Raw genomic sequence first — 20,264 nt, 5'->3', positions numbered from 1 at the left:
TGTCAGGCTTGCCCCATGCCCGAAGGTGACACCGTCTGGCAGGCCGCGAGCCGTCTGCACACCGCCCTCGCGGGCAAGGTGCTGATCAGAAGCGACCTTCGGGTGCCGAGGTTCGCCACCGCCGACCTCACCGGTCGCACCGTCCTGGACGTGACCCCGCGCGGCAAGCACCTGTTGACCCGTGTCGAGGGCGGCCTGACGCTCCACTCGCATCTGCGCATGGACGGCGCCTGGAAGGTGTACGAGAACGGCAGACGCTGGAGCGGCGGCCCCTCCCACCAGATCCGCGCGATCCTGGGCACGAGCGATCTCGCGGCCGTCGGCTACCGGCTCCCCGTACTGGAGCTCCTCCGCACCGCCGACGAGCAGCGGGCCGTGGGCCACCTCGGCCCCGACCTCCTGGGCCCCGACTGGAACCCCGAACTCGCCCTCGCCAACCTGTTCGCGAACCCCGCCCGCTCCCTCGGCGAGGCCCTGCTCGACCAGCGCAACCTCGCCGGCATCGGCAACGTGTACAAGAGCGAGCTCTGCTTCCTGCTCGGCGTGACCCCCTGGCTCCCCGTCGGCGCCCTCCCCGCCGACCGCGCCGCGAGACTGCCCGCACTCGCCCAGCACCTCCTTGAGGCCAACCGTGACCGCCCGGTCCGCAACACCACGAGCACGGTCATGAGGAGCCCCACGGGCAGCACCACCGGCGCCAGCGCCCTGCGCCCCACCACCTCGCGCACTTCAGGCCCCCGCCTGCCGGACATCTTCGTCTACGGCCGCGCCGGCCGCCCCTGCCTGCGCTGCCGCACCCCGATCCGCGTCGCCGACCAGGGCGACGGCTCCCGGGAACGCCCCACCTACTGGTGCCCGGCCTGCCAGCCGGGACCCACGCCCGACTCCGCCCCGTACGGCAGAACTCCACGCCGCACTACTAATTGACGATCCGTCAGAAACCCTCGTACGGTCCAGTCATGCCCGTCAAGGCGTACGACCTCACCGGACGCACCGCTTTCGTCACCGGCGCGGCGAGCGGTATCGGCCGCTCCTGTGCCGTGCTGCTCGCGGAGGCGGGTGCCACCGTGCACTGCGCCGACCGTGACGCACAGGGCCTGGACGAGACGGCGACGTTGATCAAGGGTGGCGGCGGCACCGCCCACACCCACCAGCTGGACGTCACCGATCGCGCCCGGCTCAGAGAGGCCGTGGACTCCTGCGCGAAGCTGGAGGTGATGGCGGCGGTCGCCGGGATCATGCACAGCAGCCCGGTCCTGGAGACCCGCGACGAGGATCTGGACCGGGTGCTGAACGTCAACTTCAAGGGCGTGCTGTACGCCTGCCAGGAGGCGGCCCGGCTGATGCTCGAGCGGGGCACCAGGGGCAGCATCGTCACGATGGCGTCGGGCGCGATCGACACCGGCGGACCCGGGCTGCTCTGTTACAGCGCGGCGAAGGCGGCCGTCGTACAGCTGACGAAGACGCTGGCGACCGAGCTGGGCGGGCACGGTATCCGGGTCAACGCGGTCGCCCCGGGCTGGATACGCACTCCCATGACCGACCGCCACGAGGGCGCGGCACAGGCCCGCACGGAGACGCTGATGGCCCGGCTGTCGCCGTTGGGCCGGGTCGGTGAACCCGAGGACATCGCCCACGCCGTGCTGTACCTGGCGTCCGACGCGTCGTCGTTCACGACCGGCCAGATCATCCGTCCGAACGGGGGCGTGGCGATGCCCTGGTAACGCCGGACATCCGCCAGGCCTCCGTCCACCGGCCCGAGGCCAAGGCTCCGGCCGCCCGAGCCTTCGGCACGCAGTGCACCGGAAGCAGGCTCAGGCCCCAGCCGCCGGTCGCGACCGCCCCTTCCAGCGCCCCGGCGTCCGGGGCCAGCGCGAGCCGCAGTACGGCCCACCACCACAGAGCGCCGCAGCCCAGCGCGGCCCCCCAGCGCGCTATTCGCCCCGCCATGGCCGCCACCTCCAGCCCGACGCCAGACCGGCGCGATCATCCGCGGGGAGGGCGTGTCAGCGGCGCCCGGGCGCAGTGCCCGCTGCTCGGCCCCGGCCAGGCGGGTCCGGGCCGTCGCGTCCCTCCACGATGACCGCGCTCCCCCGTACCGGCAAACGGACGGAACCGGGGAGAGCACCTCCTCAAGAAGGCGGCACCCCGGGCGCGAGAAGGCCCCGGCGGCACCTCTCCGGATCTCCCGGAGAAGCCCTCGCCGGGGCCTCGCACACTTCTTCGTCGGCGTTCGTCGGCGTGCCCAGCACACCGGCACCGCACGGTCGGCGCGTCAACTCACGCACGTACACGTGGGTCTTACGCGGCGACCACGTCCACCGCCTCGGCGGGGGCCTTGATGGTCACCCGCTCCGGCGGTACACCGGTCACCGACACGGAACCCAGCATCGGGCGGACCGACGTGGGTACGGGATCGGTGGCCGCGGCAGACCGGGCGAGCTCCGCGAGGGCGAGCTCGTCGCTCACTTCCCGCATGAGCTCGGACATCCGTACGTCCAACGCGTCGCAGATGGCGGAGAGCAGCTCGGAGGATGCCTCCTTCTGCCCCCGCTCCACCTCGGAGAGATAGCCGAGTGAGACTCGGGCGGACGAGGAGACTTCGCGCAGAGTACGGCCCTGGCGCTGGCGCTGCCGACGCAGCACGTCACCCAGTAGGCGACGGAGCAGAATCATCGGTGGCTCCCTCCTCGGACCGCGTAGCCGCATCCTTCACGCCCCACCGTACCGCCTTGCGCCGCGGCCGTGCGGGGAGCGATGTCGTGTTCACTCAGGGCTGCAAACATCAAAACCCCCCGTTCTGTTCCGTATCCTGTGCGCGCTCGTTCCCGGTCTGTTCGCTCGTCAGCTGCTCCAGGAGCAGTGCGAGTACGCTCCGTACACTCTCTTTACGAATTTCCGCCCGGCCGCCGTTCAACCGCAGCGAGGCCACTTTCCCGCCACCGACCGCACCTGTTCCAGCGGGCGCAGGACCGGCTACGGCGACGAAAACCGTCCCCACGGGCTGCCCGTCCTGCGGGTCCGGACCGGCCACACCGGTGGTCGCGACGCCCCAGTCGGCACCCAGGGCCCGGCGGACTCCGGCGGCCATCTGGGCCGCGACCTGCGGATGGACCGCGCCGTGGGCGGCGAGCAGAGGGGCCTCGACTCCGAGCAGTTCGTGCTTCAGCTCGGTGGCGTAGGCGGTGACCGAACCCCGGAAGGCCTTGGACGCTCCGGGTACCGAAGTGATCTCCGCGGCCACCAGACCACCGGTGAGCGACTCGGCGACAGCGAGCGTCGAACCGCTCACGGTGAGGAGTCGCACCACTTCAGTGGCGGTGGAATTCACGCTTCCGTTCCCTCCGAGGCCGCCGCGCGCTCGGCGAGTCCCTGCCGGCGCAGCACAATGGCCTGTCTCACATAGTCGAGCCCGCTCAGCACGGTCAGGACGACCGCCGCGGCCATCACCCAGAACCTCAGTGAGGCCAGCCACCCCGTCAGCGCCAGGACGTACATCCCGACCGCCACGCCCTGGACGAGCGTCTTGAGCTTGCCGCCGCGGGACGCGGGGATGACGCCGTAGCGGATGACGATGAAACGCAGCAGCGTGATGCCGAGTTCCCGGCCGAGGATGACGACCGTCACCCACCACGGGAGATCACCCAGCGAGGAGAGGCAGATCAGAGCCGCACCCATGATCGCCTTGTCGGCGATGGGGTCGGCGATCTTGCCGAAGTCGGTGACGAGGTCGTAGGCCCGCGCGAGGTGGCCGTCGAACAGGTCGGTGATCATGGCGACGGCGAAGGCCGCCCAGGCCAGCGAACGCATCGCCGGGTCGTATCCGCCGTCGGCCAGCATCAGGGCCACGAAACCGGGGACGAGCAGCAGGCGGAGCATGGTCAGGAGGTTGGCGATGTTCCAGACGCTCGCCTGGTTGACGGCCGCGGCGGCGATCTTCCCGCCGCGCACCGGCTTGGTCTCCCCCGGCCCGCCGGAGGCAACGGACTGGAGCGCACCGGTAGGGGCGTCGGAGGCCGCACCGGGAGCCGCGCTCGCGGTCGCGCCGTTCGCGCTGGGGGGGCCGCCCGCCGCCGATGCCGGGACTCCGGTCATCTGCCCGCCTCCTCACTACACGAGAGCGAGCCCGGGAGCGGCTCGGCCATCAGGTCGACACCTTCTGTGCCGACCACCTTCGCCTCGACCATACGGCCGACGCTCAGGCCTTCGCCGCTCGTGAGCAGCACCTGGCCGTCCGTCTCGGGCGCCTGGTGCGCGCCACGGCCGTGGACACCCTCCTCCGGGTCCACGGATTCCACCAGTACCTGCACCGTCTCACCGACCCGGTCCTCGGCGCGCTGCGAGACCAGCTCCTCGGCCAGCCGCGAGACGCGTGCCAGCCGGGCGGCGACGACGTCCTCGTCGAGCTTGCGGTCGTACGTCGCCGCCTCCGTGCCCTCCTCGTCGGAGTAGCCGAAGACGCCGATGGCGTCCAGCCGCGCGCCGTCGAGGAAGCGCTCCAGCTCGGCCAGGTCGGCCTCGGTCTCGCCGGGGAAGCCGACGATGAAGTTGGAGCGGACGCCGGCCTGCGGGGCCTTGGAGCGGATGGTGTCGAGCAGCTCCAGGAAGCGGTCGGTGTCGCCGAAGCGGCGCATCGCGCGGAGCACGTCGGGCGCGGAGTGCTGGAAGGACAGGTCGAAGTAGGGCGCGACCTTCGGTGTGGAGGTGAGCACGTCGATCAGGCCTGGGCGCATCTCGGCCGGCTGGAGGTAGCTGACGCGGATCCGCTCCAGGCCGTCGACGTCGGCCAGTTCCGGCAGCAGCGACTCCAGGAGGCGGATGTCACCCAGGTCCTTGCCGTACGACGTGTTGTTCTCGGAGACCAGCATGATCTCCTTGACGCCCTGCTCGGCCAGCCAGCGGGTCTCGTTCAGCACGTCGCTCGGGCGGCGGGAGATGAAGGAGCCGCGGAAGGACGGGATGGCGCAGAAGGAGCAGCGCCGGTCGCAGCCGGAGGCGAGCTTGACGGAGGCGACCGGGGCGCCGTCCAGTCGGCGCCGCAGGGGCGCGCGGGGGCCCGAGGCGGGCGCGAGTCCGTCCGGGAGGTCGGCGGGGCCGTGACCGGGCAGCGCCACCTCGGCCGCGGACTGCTGCCGTTCGGCGGGGCTGATCGGCAGCAGCTTGCGGCGGTCGCGGGGCGTGTGGGAGGCATGGATGCCGCCGTTCAGGATGGTCTGGAGGCGGTCGGAGATGTCGGCGTAGTCGTCGAAGCCGAGTACGCCGTCGGCCTCGGGCAGCGCCTCGGCCAGTTCCTTGCCGTAGCGCTCGGCCATGCAGCCCACCGCGACGACGGCCTGCGTTCTGCCGTGCCCCTTGAGGTCGTTGGCCTCCAGGAGGGCGTCGACGGAGTCCTTCTTGGCGGCCTCCACGAAGCCGCACGTGTTGACGACGGCAACGTCCGCGTCCTCGGCGTCCTCCACGAGGTGCCAGCCGTCCGCCTCCAAGCGGCCTGCGAGCTCCTCCGAGTCCACCTCGTTACGGGCGCAGCCAAGAGTGACGAGTGCGACGGTACGGCGTTCAGGCATGGGCTCAAGAGTACTTCGTCCCGCTGACACCCCACGTCGACGGGGTTGGCCGATTCCGGCCGGCCCCGTGCGCGCTCCCCGTACCCGCGACGGCTATCCGACGGCGGGGTCGCCCTTCGTGTAGGTGAGGCGTTCCACCGCGCCGGGCTGGAAGGTGTCCTCGATCTTCTTGCCGTTGACGTAGAGCTGGATCGCACCGGCGTCACCGAGGATGAGGTTGATCTTCGAGCTGTCCTGGAAGGTCTTCGACTGCCCCTTGTCGAGGAGTCCGTCGAAGAGCATCCGGCCGTTGTGGTCCTTGGCCGAGATCCAGCTGCGGCCGTCGGCGGCGCTCACCCGGACGGTCACCTTGTCCTGCGGCGCCGCGGCGATCGCGCTGTCGGACGGCTCGGACTTGGGAACCACGGGCTTGCCGCTCTTGGCCGTGGGCGAGACCGGCTTGCTCGTCGACGGCGTGGCACCCTCGGCGACCTGTACGGCGTCGTTCCCGTCGTCGCCGCCCTTGAAGGCCGTGAACCCGACGAAGGCCACCACGGCGACGATCGCGGCGACCATGGCGGCGGTCCAGTTGGGCCCCCGCCGCTCGGGGCGGATGCGTTCCGCCTCGAAGAGGGGCGCGGCCGGAGTGGGAGCCGGGCGCCCGCCGTGAGCGCCGTCGAACCGCTCCAGCAGCGGCACCGGATCGAGATGGACGGCCTTGGCGATGGTCCGGATGTGTCCGCGGGCGTAGACGTCGCCGCCGCACGGGGTGAAGTCGTCCGCCTCGATGGCACGCACGATGGCGATACGGACCCGGGTGGCGGTGCTGACGTCGTCGACGGTCAGCCCGGCGTCGATGCGTGCCTGCCGCAGGGCTCGGCCGATGGAAGGGCGGGCTTCTTCCTCACGGGCGTCCTCGAACGGACGCTCGTCTTCAGGGGAGTTGCCGATGGACACGGGGGCGCCTTTCGAGCGTATGGCCGCCTGTGCTGGAGGTTCAGTCTAGGGGGGGTGCGAAAGGGTGGGGCAACCGGGCGATAGCACTTTGTACGCCATCGGAATGGCCGGACACGCCGACGACCGGTCGGACGGGATCCCGAGGTGGGACCCCTGTCCGTATTCTCGCGGTTCTCGCTCAACTTGACATGCGACGAACGGAAACGGTTGCCCGGCACTCCCTAACGGGTGAGTCACGGTCGGCCGCGTCCCCTCGGAGGACGTCTACCCAGACTCTCCGCGGATGACCGACAGCACGCCGTCCAGTTCGTCGGCCTTCACGAGAACGTCACGCGCCTTGGAACCCTCGCTGGGCCCGACTATGCCCCGGGACTCCATGAGGTCCATCAGCCGGCCGGCCTTGGCGAAGCCGACGCGCAGTTTGCGCTGGAGCATCGACGTGGACCCGAACTGGGTGGAGACGACCAACTCGGCCGCCTGGCACAGCAGATCGAGGTCGTCACCGATGTCCTCGTCGATCTCCTTCTTCTGCTGGGTGCCCACCGTGACGTCGTCCCGGAAGACCGGCGCCATCTGGTCCTTGCAGTGCTGCACGATCGCCGCGACCTCGGCCTCGGTGACGAAGGCGCCCTGCATACGGGTCGGCTTGTTCGCGCCCATCGGCAGGAAGAGCCCGTCACCCTTGCCGATCAGCTTCTCGGCACCGGGCTGGTCGAGGATGACCCGCGAGTCGGCGAGCGAGGAGGTGGCGAACGCCAGCCGGGAGGGCACGTTCGCCTTGATCAGACCGGTGACGACGTCCACGGACGGCCGCTGGGTGGCGAGCACCAGGTGGATGCCGGCCGCGCGCGCCAGCTGGGTGATGCGCACGATGGAGTCCTCGACGTCCCGCGGCGCGACCATCATCAGGTCGGCCAACTCGTCGACGATCACCAGCAGATACGGATAGGTCTTGAGCTCCCGCTCGCTGCCCTCCGGCGTCTTCAGCTTGCCGTCCCGGATGGCCTGGTTGAAGTCGTCGATGTGCCGGTAGCCGAAGGCCGCGAGGTCGTCGTAGCGCAGGTCCATCTCGCGGACGACCCACTGGAGCGCCTCGGCGGCCCGCTTGGGGTTGGTGATGATCGGCGTGATCAGGTGCGGGATGCCCTCGTACGCGGTCAGCTCGACGCGCTTGGGGTCGACGAGGACCATCCGCACGTCCTCCGGGGTGGCGCGGACCATGACGGAGGTGATCAGGCAGTTGATGCACGAGGACTTGCCGGAACCGGTGGCTCCGGCGACCAGCAGGTGCGGCATCTTCGCCATGTTCGCCATCACGTAGCCGCCCTCGACGTCCTTGCCGAGCGCGACCAGCATCGGGTGGTCGTCCTCGGCCGCGTCGGCGAGGCGCAGCACATCGCCGAGGTTGACCATCTCCCGGTCGGTGTTGGGGATCTCGATGCCGACCGCGGACTTGCCGGGGATGGGGCTGATGATCCGCACATCGGGGCTGGCGACGGCGTAGGCGATGTTCTTGGTGAGGGCGGTGATCCGCTCGACCTTGACGGCGGGTCCCAGTTCGACCTCGTAGCGGGTGACCGTCGGGCCGCGGGTGAAGCCGGTGACGGCCGCGTCAACCTTGAACTCCATGAAGACGTTCTGCAGCGAGGCGACTATGGCGTCGTTGGCCGCGCTCCGCGTCTTGCCAGGGCCCCCGCGCTCCAGGAGGTCGAGCGAGGGCAGGGAGTAGGTGATGTCGCCGGACAGCTGGAGCTGCTCGGCGCGCGGCGGCAGCTCGCGCGGCTCCGCCGGGGCCGACTTGGTGAGGTCGGGCACCGCGACCACGGGCTCGGCCTTGAACTTGCCCTGCCGGGGGCGCCCGGCCGGGATCGGGACGGGCGTCGGGGTGGTCTCCTCCCGGTCGCCGGCCGCCCGTACGCCCTGGGTGAGGTCGGCGACGACCGGCGAGGGCGGCATGCCGTGCAGGACCGCCCCGTCGAGCGCAGCGGCAGCCGCCGCGGCGACGTCCACGGCGTCCATGGGGCGGTGCGGGTCGGGCTGCGGCACCGCGGAGCGCCGGGGGCGGCTCCGGCGCTTGGAGAGGGCGTCCTGCTCCGCGCCGCCCGGGTCGTACGGTTCGGGGGCGCCGGCGCGCCCGCGGGGGCGCCCGGGCCGCGCCTCGCGCCACTGGTCGTCGTAGCGTTCGTCGTGCTCGTCGTGCTCGCTGAAGTCCCCGTACTCGTACGCGCCACGGTCCTGCACGATGCCGAGCCGCACCCCGAGCAGTCGCAGCCGCTGCGGGATGGCGTTGACGGGCGTGGCCGTGACGACGAGCAGCCCGAAGACGGTGAGCAGCACGAGCAGCGGCACGGCGAGCACTTCGCCCATGGTGTACGTCAGCGGGGTCGCCGCCGCCCAGCCGATCAGGCCGCCGGCGTCCCTTATCGCCTGCATGCCGTCGCTGCGCGCCGGTCCGCCGCAGGCGATGTGGACCTGACCGAGCACGCCGATGACGAGCGCGGACAGGCCGATCACGATCCGGCCGTTGGCCTCGGGCTGCTCGGGGTGGCGGACGAAGCGGACGCCGATGACCGCGAGCAGGATCGGCACGAGCAGGTCGAGCCGGCCGAACGCGCCGGTCACCAGGATCTCGACCAGGTCGCCGACCGGGCCGCGCAGATCGGCCCAGGTGCCGGCGGCGACGATCAGCGCGAGACCGAACAGCAGCAGCGCGACACCGTCCTTGCGGTGGGCCGGGTCGAGATTCCGCGCGCCCTGCCCGATCCCGCGGAACACCGCCCCGACGCTGTGCGCGGCGCCCAGCCAGATGGCCCGTACGAGCCGGTAGACGCCCCCCGTGGGGCTCGGGGCCGGCCTGGGGGCGGGTCTGGGCGCGGCCTTCCGGGCGGGCGCCCTCTTCGCCGGTGCCCTCTTCGCGGCGGCGCTCCTTGCCGGTGCCTTCGCCGGTGCCTTCGCCGGAGCAGCCTTCTTCGCGGGCTGCTTCTTGGCTGCGGAGGGACGTGAGGCCATAGGTGTGAGGTTACCTGTGGAGACGGCAGCGGACACGTGTGCCCACTGCTTCACCCGTTCGTGTCGCCTTTGCGGAACGGGGAACTGACGCGCGCTCACGCGCAACTGGCCCCCGGCCGGACGTCAGTTCTGCGACCGCACCGAGGGGGACCCGCCGCCCGTGCCCGGTTCCAGCGCGTCGAGCGCCCGGCGCAGCCCGGTCAGTTTGCGTTCGAGATGGGCGGCGGTGGCGACCGCCGCCGCGTCCGCCGACTCGTCGTCGAGCTGCTTGGAGAGCGCCTCCGCCTGTTCCTCGACGGCCGCCAGCCGCGCGGAGAGCTCGGCGAGCAGCCCGGCCGGTTCCTTGGCCGAACCGACCTCGGCCCTGCCGCCGCCCTCCAACTGGAGCCGCAGCAGCGCCGCCTGCTCCCGCAGCTGGCAGTTCTTCATGTACAGCTCGACGAAGACCGAGACCTTCGCGCGCAGCACCCACGGGTCGAACGGCTTGGAGATGTAGTCGACCGCGCCCGCCGCGTACCCCCGGAAGGTGTGGTGCGGGCCGTGGTTGATCGCGGTGAGGAAGATGATCGGGATGTCCCGGGTCCGCTCCCGCCGCTTGATGTGCGCGGCCGTCTCGAAACCGTCCATGCCCGGCATCTGGACATCCAGCAGAATGACCGCGAAGTCGTCCGTGAGCAGTGCTTTGAGCGCTTCCTCCCCGGACGATGCCCGGACCAGTGTCTGATCGAGCGCGGAGAGGATGGCCTCCAGCGCCAGCAGATTCTCCGGCCGGTCATCGACCAGGAGGATCTTGGCCTTCTGCACCATGGCCCGCCCTCCTCGCCCCGGATGTGCACCGGGCGCCGCCCCTGCAGACGACTCCCTTGCGCCGCCCGTCCTTGTGCCGGTCATGGTAGCCGCACCCCGCTTGTCGCCACACCCTGTCACCGCGATGTCACTGTGCACGTAGCAGAAACGTAGCGGGAGACCAGAAGGTTCCCCGCATCCCGTACTTCTACACGGCCGCGGCCACACTGAGTCAGCGACTCGATGTACACGCCGAACGTTCCCGTCCCGGTTCCCGTCACTTCTACCGCACGTCCGCTCCTCGCCGTCACTCCGCCCGCATCCACTGCTCCATCACCGACAGCAGATGATCGGGATCGACCGGCTTCGTGACGTAATCGGAGGCACCGGACTCGATCGCCTTCTCCCGGTCGCCCTTCATCGCCTTCGCGGTGAGCGCGATGATCGGAAGCCCGGCGAACTGCGGCATCCTGCGGACCGCCGTCGTCGTGGCGTACCCGTCCATCTCCGGCATCATGATGTCCATCAGGACGACCGCCACGTCGTCGTGCTGCTCCAGGACCTCGATGCCCTCGCGGCCGTTCTCCGCGTACAGCACCGACAGCCCGTGCTGTTCCAGGACGCTGGTCAGCGCGAACACGTTGCGGATGTCGTCGTCGACGATCAGCACCTTCTCGCCGCCGAACCGGATGCCCCGGCGCACGTGCGGCGTCACCGCCTCCTCCGCCCAGTGTTCCTGGACCGTCTGATCCCGCTGGCCGCCGTGCGGCTCACCGTTGGTGACGGCCCGGCGCCGCCGCCTGAAGAGCGCGGCGGCACCGTTCTGGGTCTCCTGGTACGAGCGCACCTCGGCCGGCGTCTCGATCCCCACCTCCGACCGCTCCGGCAGCCCGCCCGGCAGCAGCTCACCGGTCTCCAGGGCCGGCAGCTGCTGGTAGCCCTGGGGCGGCAGTTCGCTGGGGTGCAGCGGCAGGTACAGCGTGAACGTCGAGCCGCGCCCCGGCTCGCTCTGGGCGTAGATCTCCCCGCCGAGCAGCTGGGCGATCTCCCGCGAGATCGACAGCCCCAGACCCGTACCGCCGTACTTGCGGCTGGTCGTGCCGTCCGCCTGCTTGAACGCCTCGAAGATCACCCGCATCTTGCCCGCCGCGATCCCGATCCCGGTGTCGGTCACCGAGAACGCGATCAGGTCGGCGTCCGCGTCCCGCAGCGAACCCGCCTCCAGGAGCTGCTCCCGGATCGCCAGCGGCACATCCGCCCCGGCCGGCCTGATGACCAGCTCGACCGCCCCGGAGTCGGTGAACTTCACCGCGTTGGAGAGCAGGTTGCGCAGCACCTGGAGCAGTCGCTGCTCGTCGGTGTGCAGGGTGGCGGGCAGCTCGGGCGAGACCCGTACCGACAGGTCGAGGCCCTTCTCCGCGGTCAGCGGGCGGAAGGTGGCCTCCACGTAGTCGACGAGCTGGACCAGCGCGATCCGCGTCGGGGAGACGTCCATCTTGCCCGCCTCGACCTTCGACAGGTCGAGGATGTCGTTGATCAGCTGGAGCAGGTCGGAGCCGGCGCCGTGGATGGTCTCGGCGAACTCGACCTGCTTGGGCGAGAGATTGCCCTCCGCGTTGTCGGCGAGCAGCTTGGCGAGGATCAGCAGGGAGTTGAGCGGGGTGCGCAGTTCGTGCGACATGTTCGCCAGGAACTCGCTCTTGTACCGCATGGATACGGCGAGTTGCTCGGCGCGCTCCTCCAGGACCTGCCGGGCCTCCTCGATCTCGGTGTTCTTGACCTCGATGTCCCGGTTCTGCTGCGCCAACAGCTCGGCCTTCTCCTCCAGTTCGGCGTTGGACGCCTGGAGGGCCTTCTGCCGGTTCTCCAACTCAGCTGACCGCTCCCGGAGTTGCTCGGTCAGCTCCTGCGACTGCCGTAGCAGTACTTCCGTCTTGGTGTTGACGGAGATGGTGTTGACGCTGGTCGCGATCATCTCCGCGATCTGGTTCAGGAAGTCCTTCTGGATATGGGTGAAGGGGGTGAAGGAGGCCAGTTCGATGACGCCCAGCACCTTGCCCTCGAACAGCACCGGCAGCACGATCACCTGCGCGGGCGGTGCCTCACCGAGCCCGGAGGAGATCTTCAGATAGCCACTGGGGGCGTTCTCCACGAGGATCGTGCGCTTCTCCTGCGCGGCCGTCCCGATCAGCGCCTCACCGGGCCGGAACGACGACGGCATGGATCCCATCGAGTAGCCGTACGACCCGAGCATGCGCAGTTCGTACGCGTCCTCCGGGTCGGCGCCCGCGTCCTTGCCGTCGACCAGTGGCATCGCGAGGAAGAACGCGCCGTGCTGGGCGGTGACCACCGGGGTCAGCTCGCTCATGATCAGCGAGGCCACGTCGTCGAGGTCGCGGCGGCCCTGCATCAAGGCGGAGATGCGGGCCAGGTTGCCCTTCAGCCAGTCCTGCTCCTTGTTGGCGATCGTGGTGTCGCGCAGGTTGGCGATCATCTTGTTGATGTAGTCCTGGAGTTCCTGGATCTCGCCCGCGGCGTCCACGTCGATCTTCAGGTTCAGGTCGCCCCGGGTCACCGCGGTCGCCACGCGCGCGATGGCACGCACCTGCCGGGTGAGGTTCCCGGCCATCTCGTTCACCGACTCCGTGAGGTCGCGCCAGGTGCCGTCGACGTCCCGCACGCGGGCCTGACCGCCCAACTGGCCCTCCGTGCCCACCTCTCGGGCCACCCGGGTGACCTCCTCGGCGAACGACGAGAGCTGGTCGACCATGGTGTTGATGGTGGTCTTCAGCTCCAGGATCTCGCCGCGCGCGTCGATGTCAATCTTCTTGGTCAGGTCGCCCTTGGCGATGGCGGTCGTGACCATCGCGATGTTGCGCACCTGCCCGGTCAGGTTGGACGCCATCCCGTTCACCGACTCGGTGAGGTCCTTCCAGGTGCCGGCCACCCCGGGGACGCGCGCCTGTCCCCCCAGGATGCCGTCCGTACCCACCTCGCGGGCCACCTTGGTGACCTGGTCGGCGAACGAACTCAGCGTCTTCACCATGGTGTTGAAGGTGTCGGCGAGCTGCGCGACCTCGCCGCGCGCCTCGATCGTCACCGTCCGGGTCAGGTCACCGTTGGCGACGGCCGCCGCGACCTGGGAGATGTTCCGCACCTGCATGGTCAGGTTGTTGGCCATCAGGTTGACGTTGCCGCTGAGGTCCTTCCAGATACCGGTGACCCCGGGCACGTGCGCCTGGCCGCCCAGGATGCCCTCGGTGCCGACCTCGCGGGCCACCCGGGTCACCTGCTCGGCGAAGGACGACAGCTGGTCGACCATCGTGTTGACGGTGGTGACGAGTTCGAGGATCTCGCCCTTCGCGTCGACGGTGATCTTCTTCGACAGGTCGCCCTTGGCGACGGCGGTCGTGACCTCGGCGATGTTGCGCACCTGGATGGTCAGGTTGTTCGCCATGAAGTTGACGGACTGCGTGAGGTCCTTCCAGGTGCCGGAGACACCCTGCACCTCGGCCTGCCCGCCCAACTGCCCCTCGGTGCCCACCTCCCGGGCCACCCGGGTGACCTCCTCGGCGAACGAGGAGAGCTGGTCCACCATCGTGTTGAGGGTGTTCTTCAGCTCCAGGATCTCGCCGCGCGCGTCCACGGTGATCTTCTGGGACAGGTCACCGCGCGCCACCGCCGTGGCGACCTGGGCGATGTTGCGCACTTGGGCGGTGAGGTTGCCGGCCATGCCGTTCACGGAGTCGGTGAGGTCGCGCCACACACCGGCGACCCCGGGCACCTGTGCCTGACCGCCGAGGCGGCCCTCCGTGCCCACGTCGCGGGCGACCCGGGTCACCTGGTCGGCGAAGGCGGAGAGCTGGTCGACCATCGTGTTGATGGTGTTCTTCAGCTCCAGGATCTCGCCGCGCGCGTCGACGTCGATCTTCTGGGACAGATCGCCCTGGGCGACGGCCGTCGTCACCTGCGCGATGTTGCGCACCTGCGACGTCAGGTTCCCCGCCATCGAGTTGACGGAGTCGGTGAGCTCCTTCCAGGTGCCCGAGACGCCGTCCACCCGGGCCTGCCCGCCGAGGCGGCCCTCGGTGCCCACGTCCCGCGCCATCCGTGTCACCTGGTCGGCGAAGGACGACAGCTGGTCCACCATCGTGTTCACGGTGTTCTTCAGCTGGAGCATCTCGCCGGAGACGTCCACGGTGACCTTCTGCGACAGATCGCCGTTGGCGACGGCCGTCGTCACCTGGGCGATGTTGCGCACCTGCCCCGTCAGGTTGCGGAACGCCGTGTTGACGGAGTCGGTCAGGTCCTTCCAGGTGCCCGCCGCGCCGGGCACCTGCGCCTGGCCCCCCAGTTCGCCCTCCACGCCGATCTCGCGCGCCACGCGCGTGACCTCGTCACCGAAGGACGACAGCTGGTCGACCATGCCGTTGACGGTGTTCTTCAGCTCCAGCATCTCGCCGGCCACGTTCACCGTGACCTTCTGCGACATGTCACCGCTCGCCACGGCCGTCGTCACGGCGGCGATGTCGCGCACCTGGATGGTCAGGTTGCGGAAGACCGTGTTCACCGAGTCGGTGAGGTCCTTCCACGTGCCCGCCGCGCCCGGCACGTTCGCCTGCCCGCCGAGCTGTCCCTCGGCACCGACCTCGTTGGCCACCCGCGTGACCTCGTCGGCGAAGGTGCGCAGCGTCTCGGTCATCTGGTTGATGGTCTCGGCGAGCTGGGCGACCTCGCCGCGTGCCGAGACGGTCACCTTCTGCGACAGGTCACCATTGGCGACCGCGGTGGTGACCTGGGCGATCCCCCGCACCTGCGCGGTGAGGTTGCCGGCCATCAGGTTCACCGAATCGGTGAGGTCCTTCCACACGCCGGCCACCCCGGGCACCTGTGCCTGCCCGCCGAGCTCGCCCTCGGTGCCCACCTCACGGGCGACCCGGGTCACCTCGGAGGAGAACGAGGACAACGTCTCCACCATCGTGTTGACGGTGTTCTTGAGCTCCAGCATCTCGCCGGCCACGTGAACCGTGACCTTCCGCGACAGATCACCCTTCGCGACCGCCGTCGTCACCAGCGCGATGTCCCGCACCTGCGCCGTCAGCCGGTACGCCATGGTGTTGACCGAGTCCGTGAGGTCCTTCCACGAACCCGACATGCCACGCACGCGCGCCTGCCCGCCGAGCTTGCCCTCGGTACCGACCTCGCTGGCCACCCGCGTGACCTCGTCGGTGAAGGTCGACAACTGGTCGACCAGGTTGTTGACGGTCCTGCCGACCTTCAGGAACTCCCCGCGCAGCGGATGCCCGGTCCCGTCCGCCGCCTGCGTGCGCAGCTCCATCCGCGGGGAGAGATCACCCTCCGCCACCGCGGAAAGCACCCGGCTCACCTCGGAGACCGGCCGTACGAGGTCGTCGACGAGCGCGTTCGACGCGTCGATCGCGGCGGCCCAGGAGCCCTCGCTGGCGCCCGTCTCCAGCCGCTCCGTGAGCTTTCCCTCACGCCCTACCATGCGCCGTACACGCGACAACTCGCCCGTGAGGTGCAGATTGCGGTCGGCGACCTGGTTGAAGACCGCCGCGATCTCCGACATCACGCCGTCGCCGGAGACCGTGAGCCGCTTGCGGAAGTTGCCGTCCCGCATGGCCACCAGAGCGGCCAGCAGACGGTTCAGCGCGGCCGCGTCCACCTCGGCGGTCCCGTTGCGCGGTTTGTTCTGCTTGTCCAGGGACTGTCCGGACTGTCCGCCTCTCGCGCGCGTCTTAGTGCCCCGCGTCGCTGCGCCAGACTCCACTGTGTCCCTCCCGCAGGGGTCGACCGTCACTGCTGTGCCCGAGTGCTCTCGCTCGGCGTGTCCGTACCACTGGCCGGTACTGCTCTGCCGGCCCGGACCTTCGCCACCAGCCTGCCCAGTGTTTCACCCAGTCTGAACCAGGCCATAACAGTTCGGCAGCTTCACACATCGTCCGCACACCCTCCGGACGGAAACACTGCGGACCGGCATCCGCAGGGACCGCGAAGGTAAGTAACCTTGCATGCGGCTGTCCAGCCGCGCCGGTTCCGTCCGGCCTGGGCGGTGGCACGAGCACGAGCGGGCAGGCATCGGAGGGGCACCGCACCATGACCACCGGACTGCATCCTGGGGGAACGCCCCAGGATCCCCCGCCGACCAGGAGCCAGCCGCTGCCCGGGCAGGCGCCGATCGGCATTGGAGCCCTGCCCGACAACAGGCCGAGGAGTTCTGTGATCACCGCGCGCGCGGCCGCCAGCTTCGAGCCCGTCGGACGATCGGTGGCGACCGCCCGGTCCTTCGTCCGTGACACCCTCCAGGGCTGGGGCTTCGCCGACATCGTCGACGACGCGGTGGTCCTCACCAGCGAACTCGTCACCAACGCCGTGGTGCACGCGGGCACGGCCGCGGACGTCCTCTGCCTGCGCACCGACGAGGGCGTACGGGTCGAGGTCGCCGACCACTACCCGGAGCGTGAGATTCCTCTCCAGGGCTCGCCGGCCACCATGGGCAGCCCCGACCGGGAGGGCGGCCGCGGCCTCCAACTGTGCGCGGCCCTGGCCGGCCGCTGGGGAGTGGAGTACACGCCCACTTACAAACAGGTCTGGTTCCAGCTCACCCTCCCCGACCGCCCGGTGGGCGCGCGCGCGGCCGGCCCCTCCCTCCCCACCGACCTGCTCCCCCTCGCCGACGGCCGGGTCCGCGTCGCGGTGATCCAGATCGACCGCAAGGGCTCGATCTCGGCCTGGAACGAGGACGCCGAGGAACTCTTCGGCCACACCGCCGCGCAGGTCATCGGCGAACCCCTCACCGAGTTCACCGCCTGGCCGCACACCCCGGGCACCAGCACCGGAGTCGCCGAGGCGCTCCAACTCTCGCGCTGGGAAGGCAGTTACGGCATCCGCGGCGCCGACGGACGGGTCACTCCGGTCTACGCCTCGCACCTGCGCGTGCGCGACGCGGGCGGCGAACCCTCCACCGTCTGCCTTCTCGTACGGGACCACGAACGCGCCGTTCTGCAGACCCCGTCGCGCGGCCCCGCCCCCGACGCGGCCGGCAGCGCCGAGGGCCGGCACGCCGACCCCTTCGAGGTGTTCATCGGCTCGCCCGCGCCCGACGACCTCGACGGCCTCCTCCAGCGCACGGTGGAGCGCGCCCGCGACATGCTCGACGGCGACTCGGCCTTCCTGCTCCTGGCGACCGACGACGAGACCGAGTTGGAGGTGCGCGCCTCCACCGGCCTGCCCTCCGCCCGCCAGCGCTTCGCCCGCGTCCCCGTCGAGGCGGGCCCCGGCCGCTACGGCTCCGCCCGCATGCCGGCCGTCCACGAGGACCTGGTCGCCGTCCCCGGCGCCGTACCGCTGCTGAGCGGCACCGGCATGCGCTCGGTCGTCACGGTCCCGCTGAAGGTCGAGGGTCGCCTCACCGGCTCCCTCGGGGTGGCGGCCGAAGGCCCCGGCAGATACTCCAACGAGGAGGCGCTGCGCCTCCAATTCGCCGCCGACCGGATCGCGTTGGCCGTCGAGTCGGCCCGCCTGGGCGAACTGGAACGGCTGCGCCGCGGCTCCCTCAGCTTCCTGGTCGAGGCCTCGGACCTCCTCGCGGGCACCCTGGACCGCGACCAGACCCTGGCCCTGATGGCCCAGATGACGGTCCCCACACTGGCCACCTGGTGCGCCGTCTACACGATCGCCGACCAGTCCTCGGACCCCTACCTCTCGTACGTCCTGCACGAGGACGAGGAGTTCATCGACGGCATCAAGTCGTTGCTGTCGAAGATCCCGCCGCCGGACCCGGTACCCACCCCCGGCGCCCGGGTCTGGGCCGCCCCCGCCGAGGCGGCCCACCAGGCCGCCCTGCGCACCTCCATGCGCAACCTCGGTCTGGACGAACCGACCCGCCGCGTCAGCGCCGGCATCGGCACGACCCTCGCCACGGCCTCCGCGGTCGGCGGCGAGACGGTGGTCCTCCCCCTCGTCGCACGCAACCGCGTCATCGGCATGCTGACCCTCGGCAAGCCGACCGATGAGCACTTCCGCCAGGAAATCCTCGAACTGGCCGAGGACTTGAGCCGCCGCGCCGCCCTCGCCCTCGACAACGCCCGCCTGTACTCGGAGCGCACGGCGATCAGCCAGTCCCTCCAGCGCAGCCTCCTGCCGCCCGACCTCCCGCTCATCGAGGGCGTCGAGGTCGAGGTCATCTACCGAGCGGCCGGCGAGGGCAACGAGGTCGGCGGCGACTTCTACGACCTCTTCCCCATCCGCGACGGCGTCTACGGCTTCGCCATCGGCGACGTCTGCGGCACCGGCCCCGAGGCGGCGGCGGTCACCGGCCTGGCCCGGCACGCCCTCCGCCTCCTCGCCAGAGAGGGCTTCAGCGGCCCGGCGGTCCTCCAGCGCCTCAACTCCGCGATCCTCGACGAGGGCGCCCGCAGCCGCTTCCTGACGCTCCTCTACGGCGAGTTGTGGCCCCAGGAGGACGGCAGCGCCAAGCTGCGGGTGGTCTGCGCCGGCCACCCGCTCCCCCTCCGCCTGCGCCAGGACGGCACGGTCGAACCGGCCGCCGACCCTCAGCCGCTGCTGGGCGTCATGGAAGACCTGGAGCTGTACGAGCAGACGGTCACCCTGGACCCGGGGGACGTCCTCCTCTGCGTCACGGACGGCGTCACGGAACGCCGCGAGGGCACCCGCATGCTCGGCGACGACGGCCTCGCCGACGTCCTGACCACCTGTACCGGCCTCACGGCGGGCGCGGTCGCCGCCCGTGTCATGCGCGCGGTCGAGCGCTTCGCGTCGGACGCCCCCTCCGACGACATGGCCATCCTGGCGATGCGCGTCCCCGGCCTCCAGAAGGACTGAAGGCCGGTCCCCGAACAAGCAGACAGCAGAAAAGGCCCCACCCGGAAGGGCGAGGCCTTTTCTGCTGTGGAGCCCCCTAACGGAATCGAACCGTTGACCTTCTCCTTACCATGGAGACGCTCTACCGACTGAGCTAAGGGGGCCTGTCGCTTTACCGAGGTTTCCCCGTGGCAACGGAATAGAGCATACCCCGAACAGGCCCGTGCTCCCAACCTCCGCCGCCCGACCAGGATTCGGTCAGAAAGCGGGCTGGAGGAGTCCTCCGAGCGCATTGCACGCCGAGACGATCCGCTGCATCTCCCGCCTGGTCAACGAGGCGTCCACCGGCAGCGCGAGCGTCTCGTCCGCGGCCCGCTCGGTCTCGGGCAGCGCCACGCACCGCCGGAACTCCGGCAGCCGGTGCACGGGTGTCTTCACCGGCACCTGGCACTCGACTCCCCTGCCCCGCACGGCTCTTGCGAAGGCGTCGCGGTCCGGCCGGCCGTTCCCCGGCACCCGCACGACGTACTGCTGGTAGGTGTGCCCGTCCCCGCCGTCGGGCGTGCGCACCCCCCGCAGCTTGGCATCGAGATAGGCAGCCCGCTCCCGCCGCTGCGCGATCTCGTCGTACGGCGCCTCGGACTCCCCCTGCTCCAGCACCAACAGCCCGTGCCGCTGGCCCAGTTGACGCAACCCTCCGATATCGGCCGACCGACCGAACCGGTGTACGGCGACGACGGCAGCGGTACGGGGAGTCACAACGGCCTCGACGGTGAAGGCGTCGACGCAGTACGTCAGCGGATCTATGTCGGCGAACACCGGAAGCGCACCGGCGAGCGTCACCGCCTCGGCGACTTCCACGTTCCCGAACGCCGGCACGATGACCTCGTCACCGACGCCGACACCAGCGGCCCTGAGCATTGCAGCAGTACCCATGCTCGGATGGTGAGTGCGCAACGTGAACTCCAAGTGACGCACAACAAAAAAGGGTTGGACCCCGAACCGAAGTTCAGGATCCAACCCTTTCAAAGATTGTTCGGCGGTGTCCTACTCTCCCACAGGGTCCCCCCTGCAGTACCATCGGCGCTGTAAGGCTTAGCTTCCGGGTTCGAAATGTAACCGGGC

13 protein-coding genes, 1 tRNA gene and 1 rRNA gene are annotated in these 20,264 nt (G+C 70.3%); 3 read left to right on the top strand and 12 right to left on the bottom strand.

The genetic code is table 11. The features are described 5' to 3' along the window. Positions 1-15: 15 nt before the first annotated feature. Together ABZT12_RS27280 and ABZT12_RS27275 are read left to right on the top strand one after the other, a co-directional pair. Complete coding sequence (locus tag ABZT12_RS27280) at positions 16-927, top strand: DNA-formamidopyrimidine glycosylase family protein (RefSeq protein WP_356389360.1); 912 nt, start codon at positions 16-18, stop codon at positions 925-927. 32 nt (positions 928-959) lie between these two features. Then, the gene (locus ABZT12_RS27275) at positions 960-1,724 is read left to right on the top strand and encodes an SDR family NAD(P)-dependent oxidoreductase (protein ID WP_356389358.1); all 765 of its coding nucleotides are present in this window, start codon (positions 960-962) and stop codon (positions 1,722-1,724) included. Here ABZT12_RS27275 and ABZT12_RS27270 read toward each other — a convergent pair. The 9 genes from ABZT12_RS27270 to ABZT12_RS27230 form a co-directional block, all read right to left on the bottom strand. After that, complete coding sequence (locus ABZT12_RS27270) at positions 1,687-1,950, bottom strand: hypothetical protein (RefSeq protein WP_356389356.1); 264 nt, start codon at positions 1,948-1,950, stop codon at positions 1,687-1,689. The genes ABZT12_RS27275 and ABZT12_RS27270 overlap by 38 nt on opposite strands. 351 nt (positions 1,951-2,301) lie before the next feature. Beyond that, positions 2,302-2,676, bottom strand: a complete 375-nt coding sequence (locus ABZT12_RS27265) for a helix-turn-helix transcriptional regulator (RefSeq protein WP_356389354.1) — start codon at positions 2,674-2,676, stop codon at positions 2,302-2,304. Between the two features lie 109 nt (positions 2,677-2,785). Then, a complete protein-coding gene (locus tag ABZT12_RS27260) occupies positions 2,786-3,331 on the bottom strand; it encodes a CinA family protein (protein ID WP_356389352.1) in 546 nt (181 codons plus the stop codon). After that, the gene (gene pgsA / locus ABZT12_RS27255) at positions 3,328-4,095 is read right to left on the bottom strand and encodes a CDP-diacylglycerol--glycerol-3-phosphate 3-phosphatidyltransferase (RefSeq protein ID WP_356389350.1); all 768 of its coding nucleotides are present in this window, start codon (positions 4,093-4,095) and stop codon (positions 3,328-3,330) included. The genes ABZT12_RS27260 and pgsA overlap by 4 nt, the downstream gene beginning before the upstream one ends. After that, positions 4,092-5,564, bottom strand: coding sequence for a 30S ribosomal protein S12 methylthiotransferase RimO (gene rimO, locus ABZT12_RS27250; RefSeq protein ID WP_356389348.1), 1,473 nt, complete (start codon positions 5,562-5,564; stop codon positions 4,092-4,094). The genes pgsA and rimO overlap by 4 nt, the downstream gene beginning before the upstream one ends. A gap of 93 nt (positions 5,565-5,657) precedes the next feature. Next, positions 5,658-6,500 carry a RodZ domain-containing protein gene (locus tag ABZT12_RS27245; RefSeq protein WP_356389345.1) on the bottom strand — a complete coding sequence of 281 codons (843 nt, stop codon included), beginning with the start codon at positions 6,498-6,500 and terminating at the stop codon, positions 5,658-5,660. Between the two features lie 264 nt (positions 6,501-6,764). Further along, a complete protein-coding gene (locus tag ABZT12_RS27240; RefSeq protein ID WP_356389343.1) occupies positions 6,765-9,509 on the bottom strand; it encodes a DNA translocase FtsK in 2,745 nt (914 codons plus the stop codon). Between the two features lie 123 nt (positions 9,510-9,632). Next, positions 9,633-10,316 carry a response regulator gene (locus ABZT12_RS27235; protein WP_356389341.1) on the bottom strand — a complete coding sequence of 228 codons (684 nt, stop codon included), beginning with the start codon at positions 10,314-10,316 and terminating at the stop codon, positions 9,633-9,635. Between the two features lie 286 nt (positions 10,317-10,602). After that, on the bottom strand, positions 10,603-16,086 hold the full coding sequence (locus tag ABZT12_RS27230) for a HAMP domain-containing protein (protein ID WP_356389339.1): 5,484 nt from the start codon (positions 16,084-16,086) through the stop codon (positions 10,603-10,605). 326 nt (positions 16,087-16,412) lie between these two features. Here ABZT12_RS27230 and ABZT12_RS27225 point away from each other — a divergent pair, with 326 nt between their 5' ends. Beyond that, positions 16,413-19,160 carry a SpoIIE family protein phosphatase gene (locus ABZT12_RS27225; protein ID WP_356389337.1) on the top strand — a complete coding sequence of 916 codons (2,748 nt, stop codon included), beginning with the start codon at positions 16,413-16,415 and terminating at the stop codon, positions 19,158-19,160. A 67-nt stretch (positions 19,161-19,227) separates the two neighbouring features. Here ABZT12_RS27225 and ABZT12_RS27220 read toward each other — a convergent pair. The 3 genes from ABZT12_RS27220 to rrf form a co-directional block, all read right to left on the bottom strand. Further along, positions 19,228-19,303: transfer RNA gene (locus ABZT12_RS27220), tRNA-Thr, on the bottom strand. Between the two features lie 94 nt (positions 19,304-19,397). After that, a complete protein-coding gene (locus tag ABZT12_RS27215) occupies positions 19,398-20,060 on the bottom strand; it encodes a DegT/DnrJ/EryC1/StrS family aminotransferase (protein WP_356389470.1) in 663 nt (220 codons plus the stop codon). A gap of 113 nt (positions 20,061-20,173) precedes the next feature. Further along, positions 20,174-20,264: ribosomal RNA gene (gene rrf / locus ABZT12_RS27210) — 5S ribosomal RNA — on the bottom strand; the annotation flags it as partial.

It is taken from the genome of Streptomyces sp. NPDC005423 (assembly GCF_040606415.1).
GTDB lineage: Bacteria > Actinomycetota > Actinomycetes > Streptomycetales > Streptomycetaceae > Streptomyces.
The sequence above is the reverse complement of the archived record's forward strand: the minus strand, read 5'-3'. Positions and strand labels throughout refer to the sequence as shown.

Excerpts from the sequence above, each read along its gene's own strand:
- ABZT12_RS27280 (WP_356389360.1), top strand. The coding sequence starts at position 16 with ATGCCCGAAGGTGACACCGTCTGGCAGGCCGCGAGCCGTCTGCACACC.
- ABZT12_RS27275 (WP_356389358.1), top strand. The coding sequence starts at position 960 with ATGCCCGTCAAGGCGTACGACCTCACCGGACGCACCGCTTTCGTCACC.
- ABZT12_RS27270 (WP_356389356.1), bottom strand. The coding sequence starts at position 1,950 with ATGGCGGGGCGAATAGCGCGCTGGGGGGCCGCGCTGGGCTGCGGCGCT.
- ABZT12_RS27265 (WP_356389354.1), bottom strand. The coding sequence starts at position 2,676 with ATGATTCTGCTCCGTCGCCTACTGGGTGACGTGCTGCGTCGGCAGCGC.
- pgsA (WP_356389350.1), bottom strand. The coding sequence starts at position 4,095 with ATGACCGGAGTCCCGGCATCGGCGGCGGGCGGCCCCCCCAGCGCGAAC.
- rimO (WP_356389348.1), bottom strand. The coding sequence starts at position 5,564 with ATGCCTGAACGCCGTACCGTCGCACTCGTCACTCTTGGCTGCGCCCGT.
- ABZT12_RS27240 (WP_356389343.1), bottom strand. The coding sequence starts at position 9,509 with ATGGCCTCACGTCCCTCCGCAGCCAAGAAGCAGCCCGCGAAGAAGGCT.
- ABZT12_RS27235 (WP_356389341.1), bottom strand. The coding sequence starts at position 10,316 with ATGGTGCAGAAGGCCAAGATCCTCCTGGTCGATGACCGGCCGGAGAAT.
- ABZT12_RS27225 (WP_356389337.1), top strand. The coding sequence starts at position 16,413 with ATGACCACCGGACTGCATCCTGGGGGAACGCCCCAGGATCCCCCGCCG.
- ABZT12_RS27215 (WP_356389470.1), bottom strand. The coding sequence starts at position 20,060 with ATGCTCAGGGCCGCTGGTGTCGGCGTCGGTGACGAGGTCATCGTGCCG.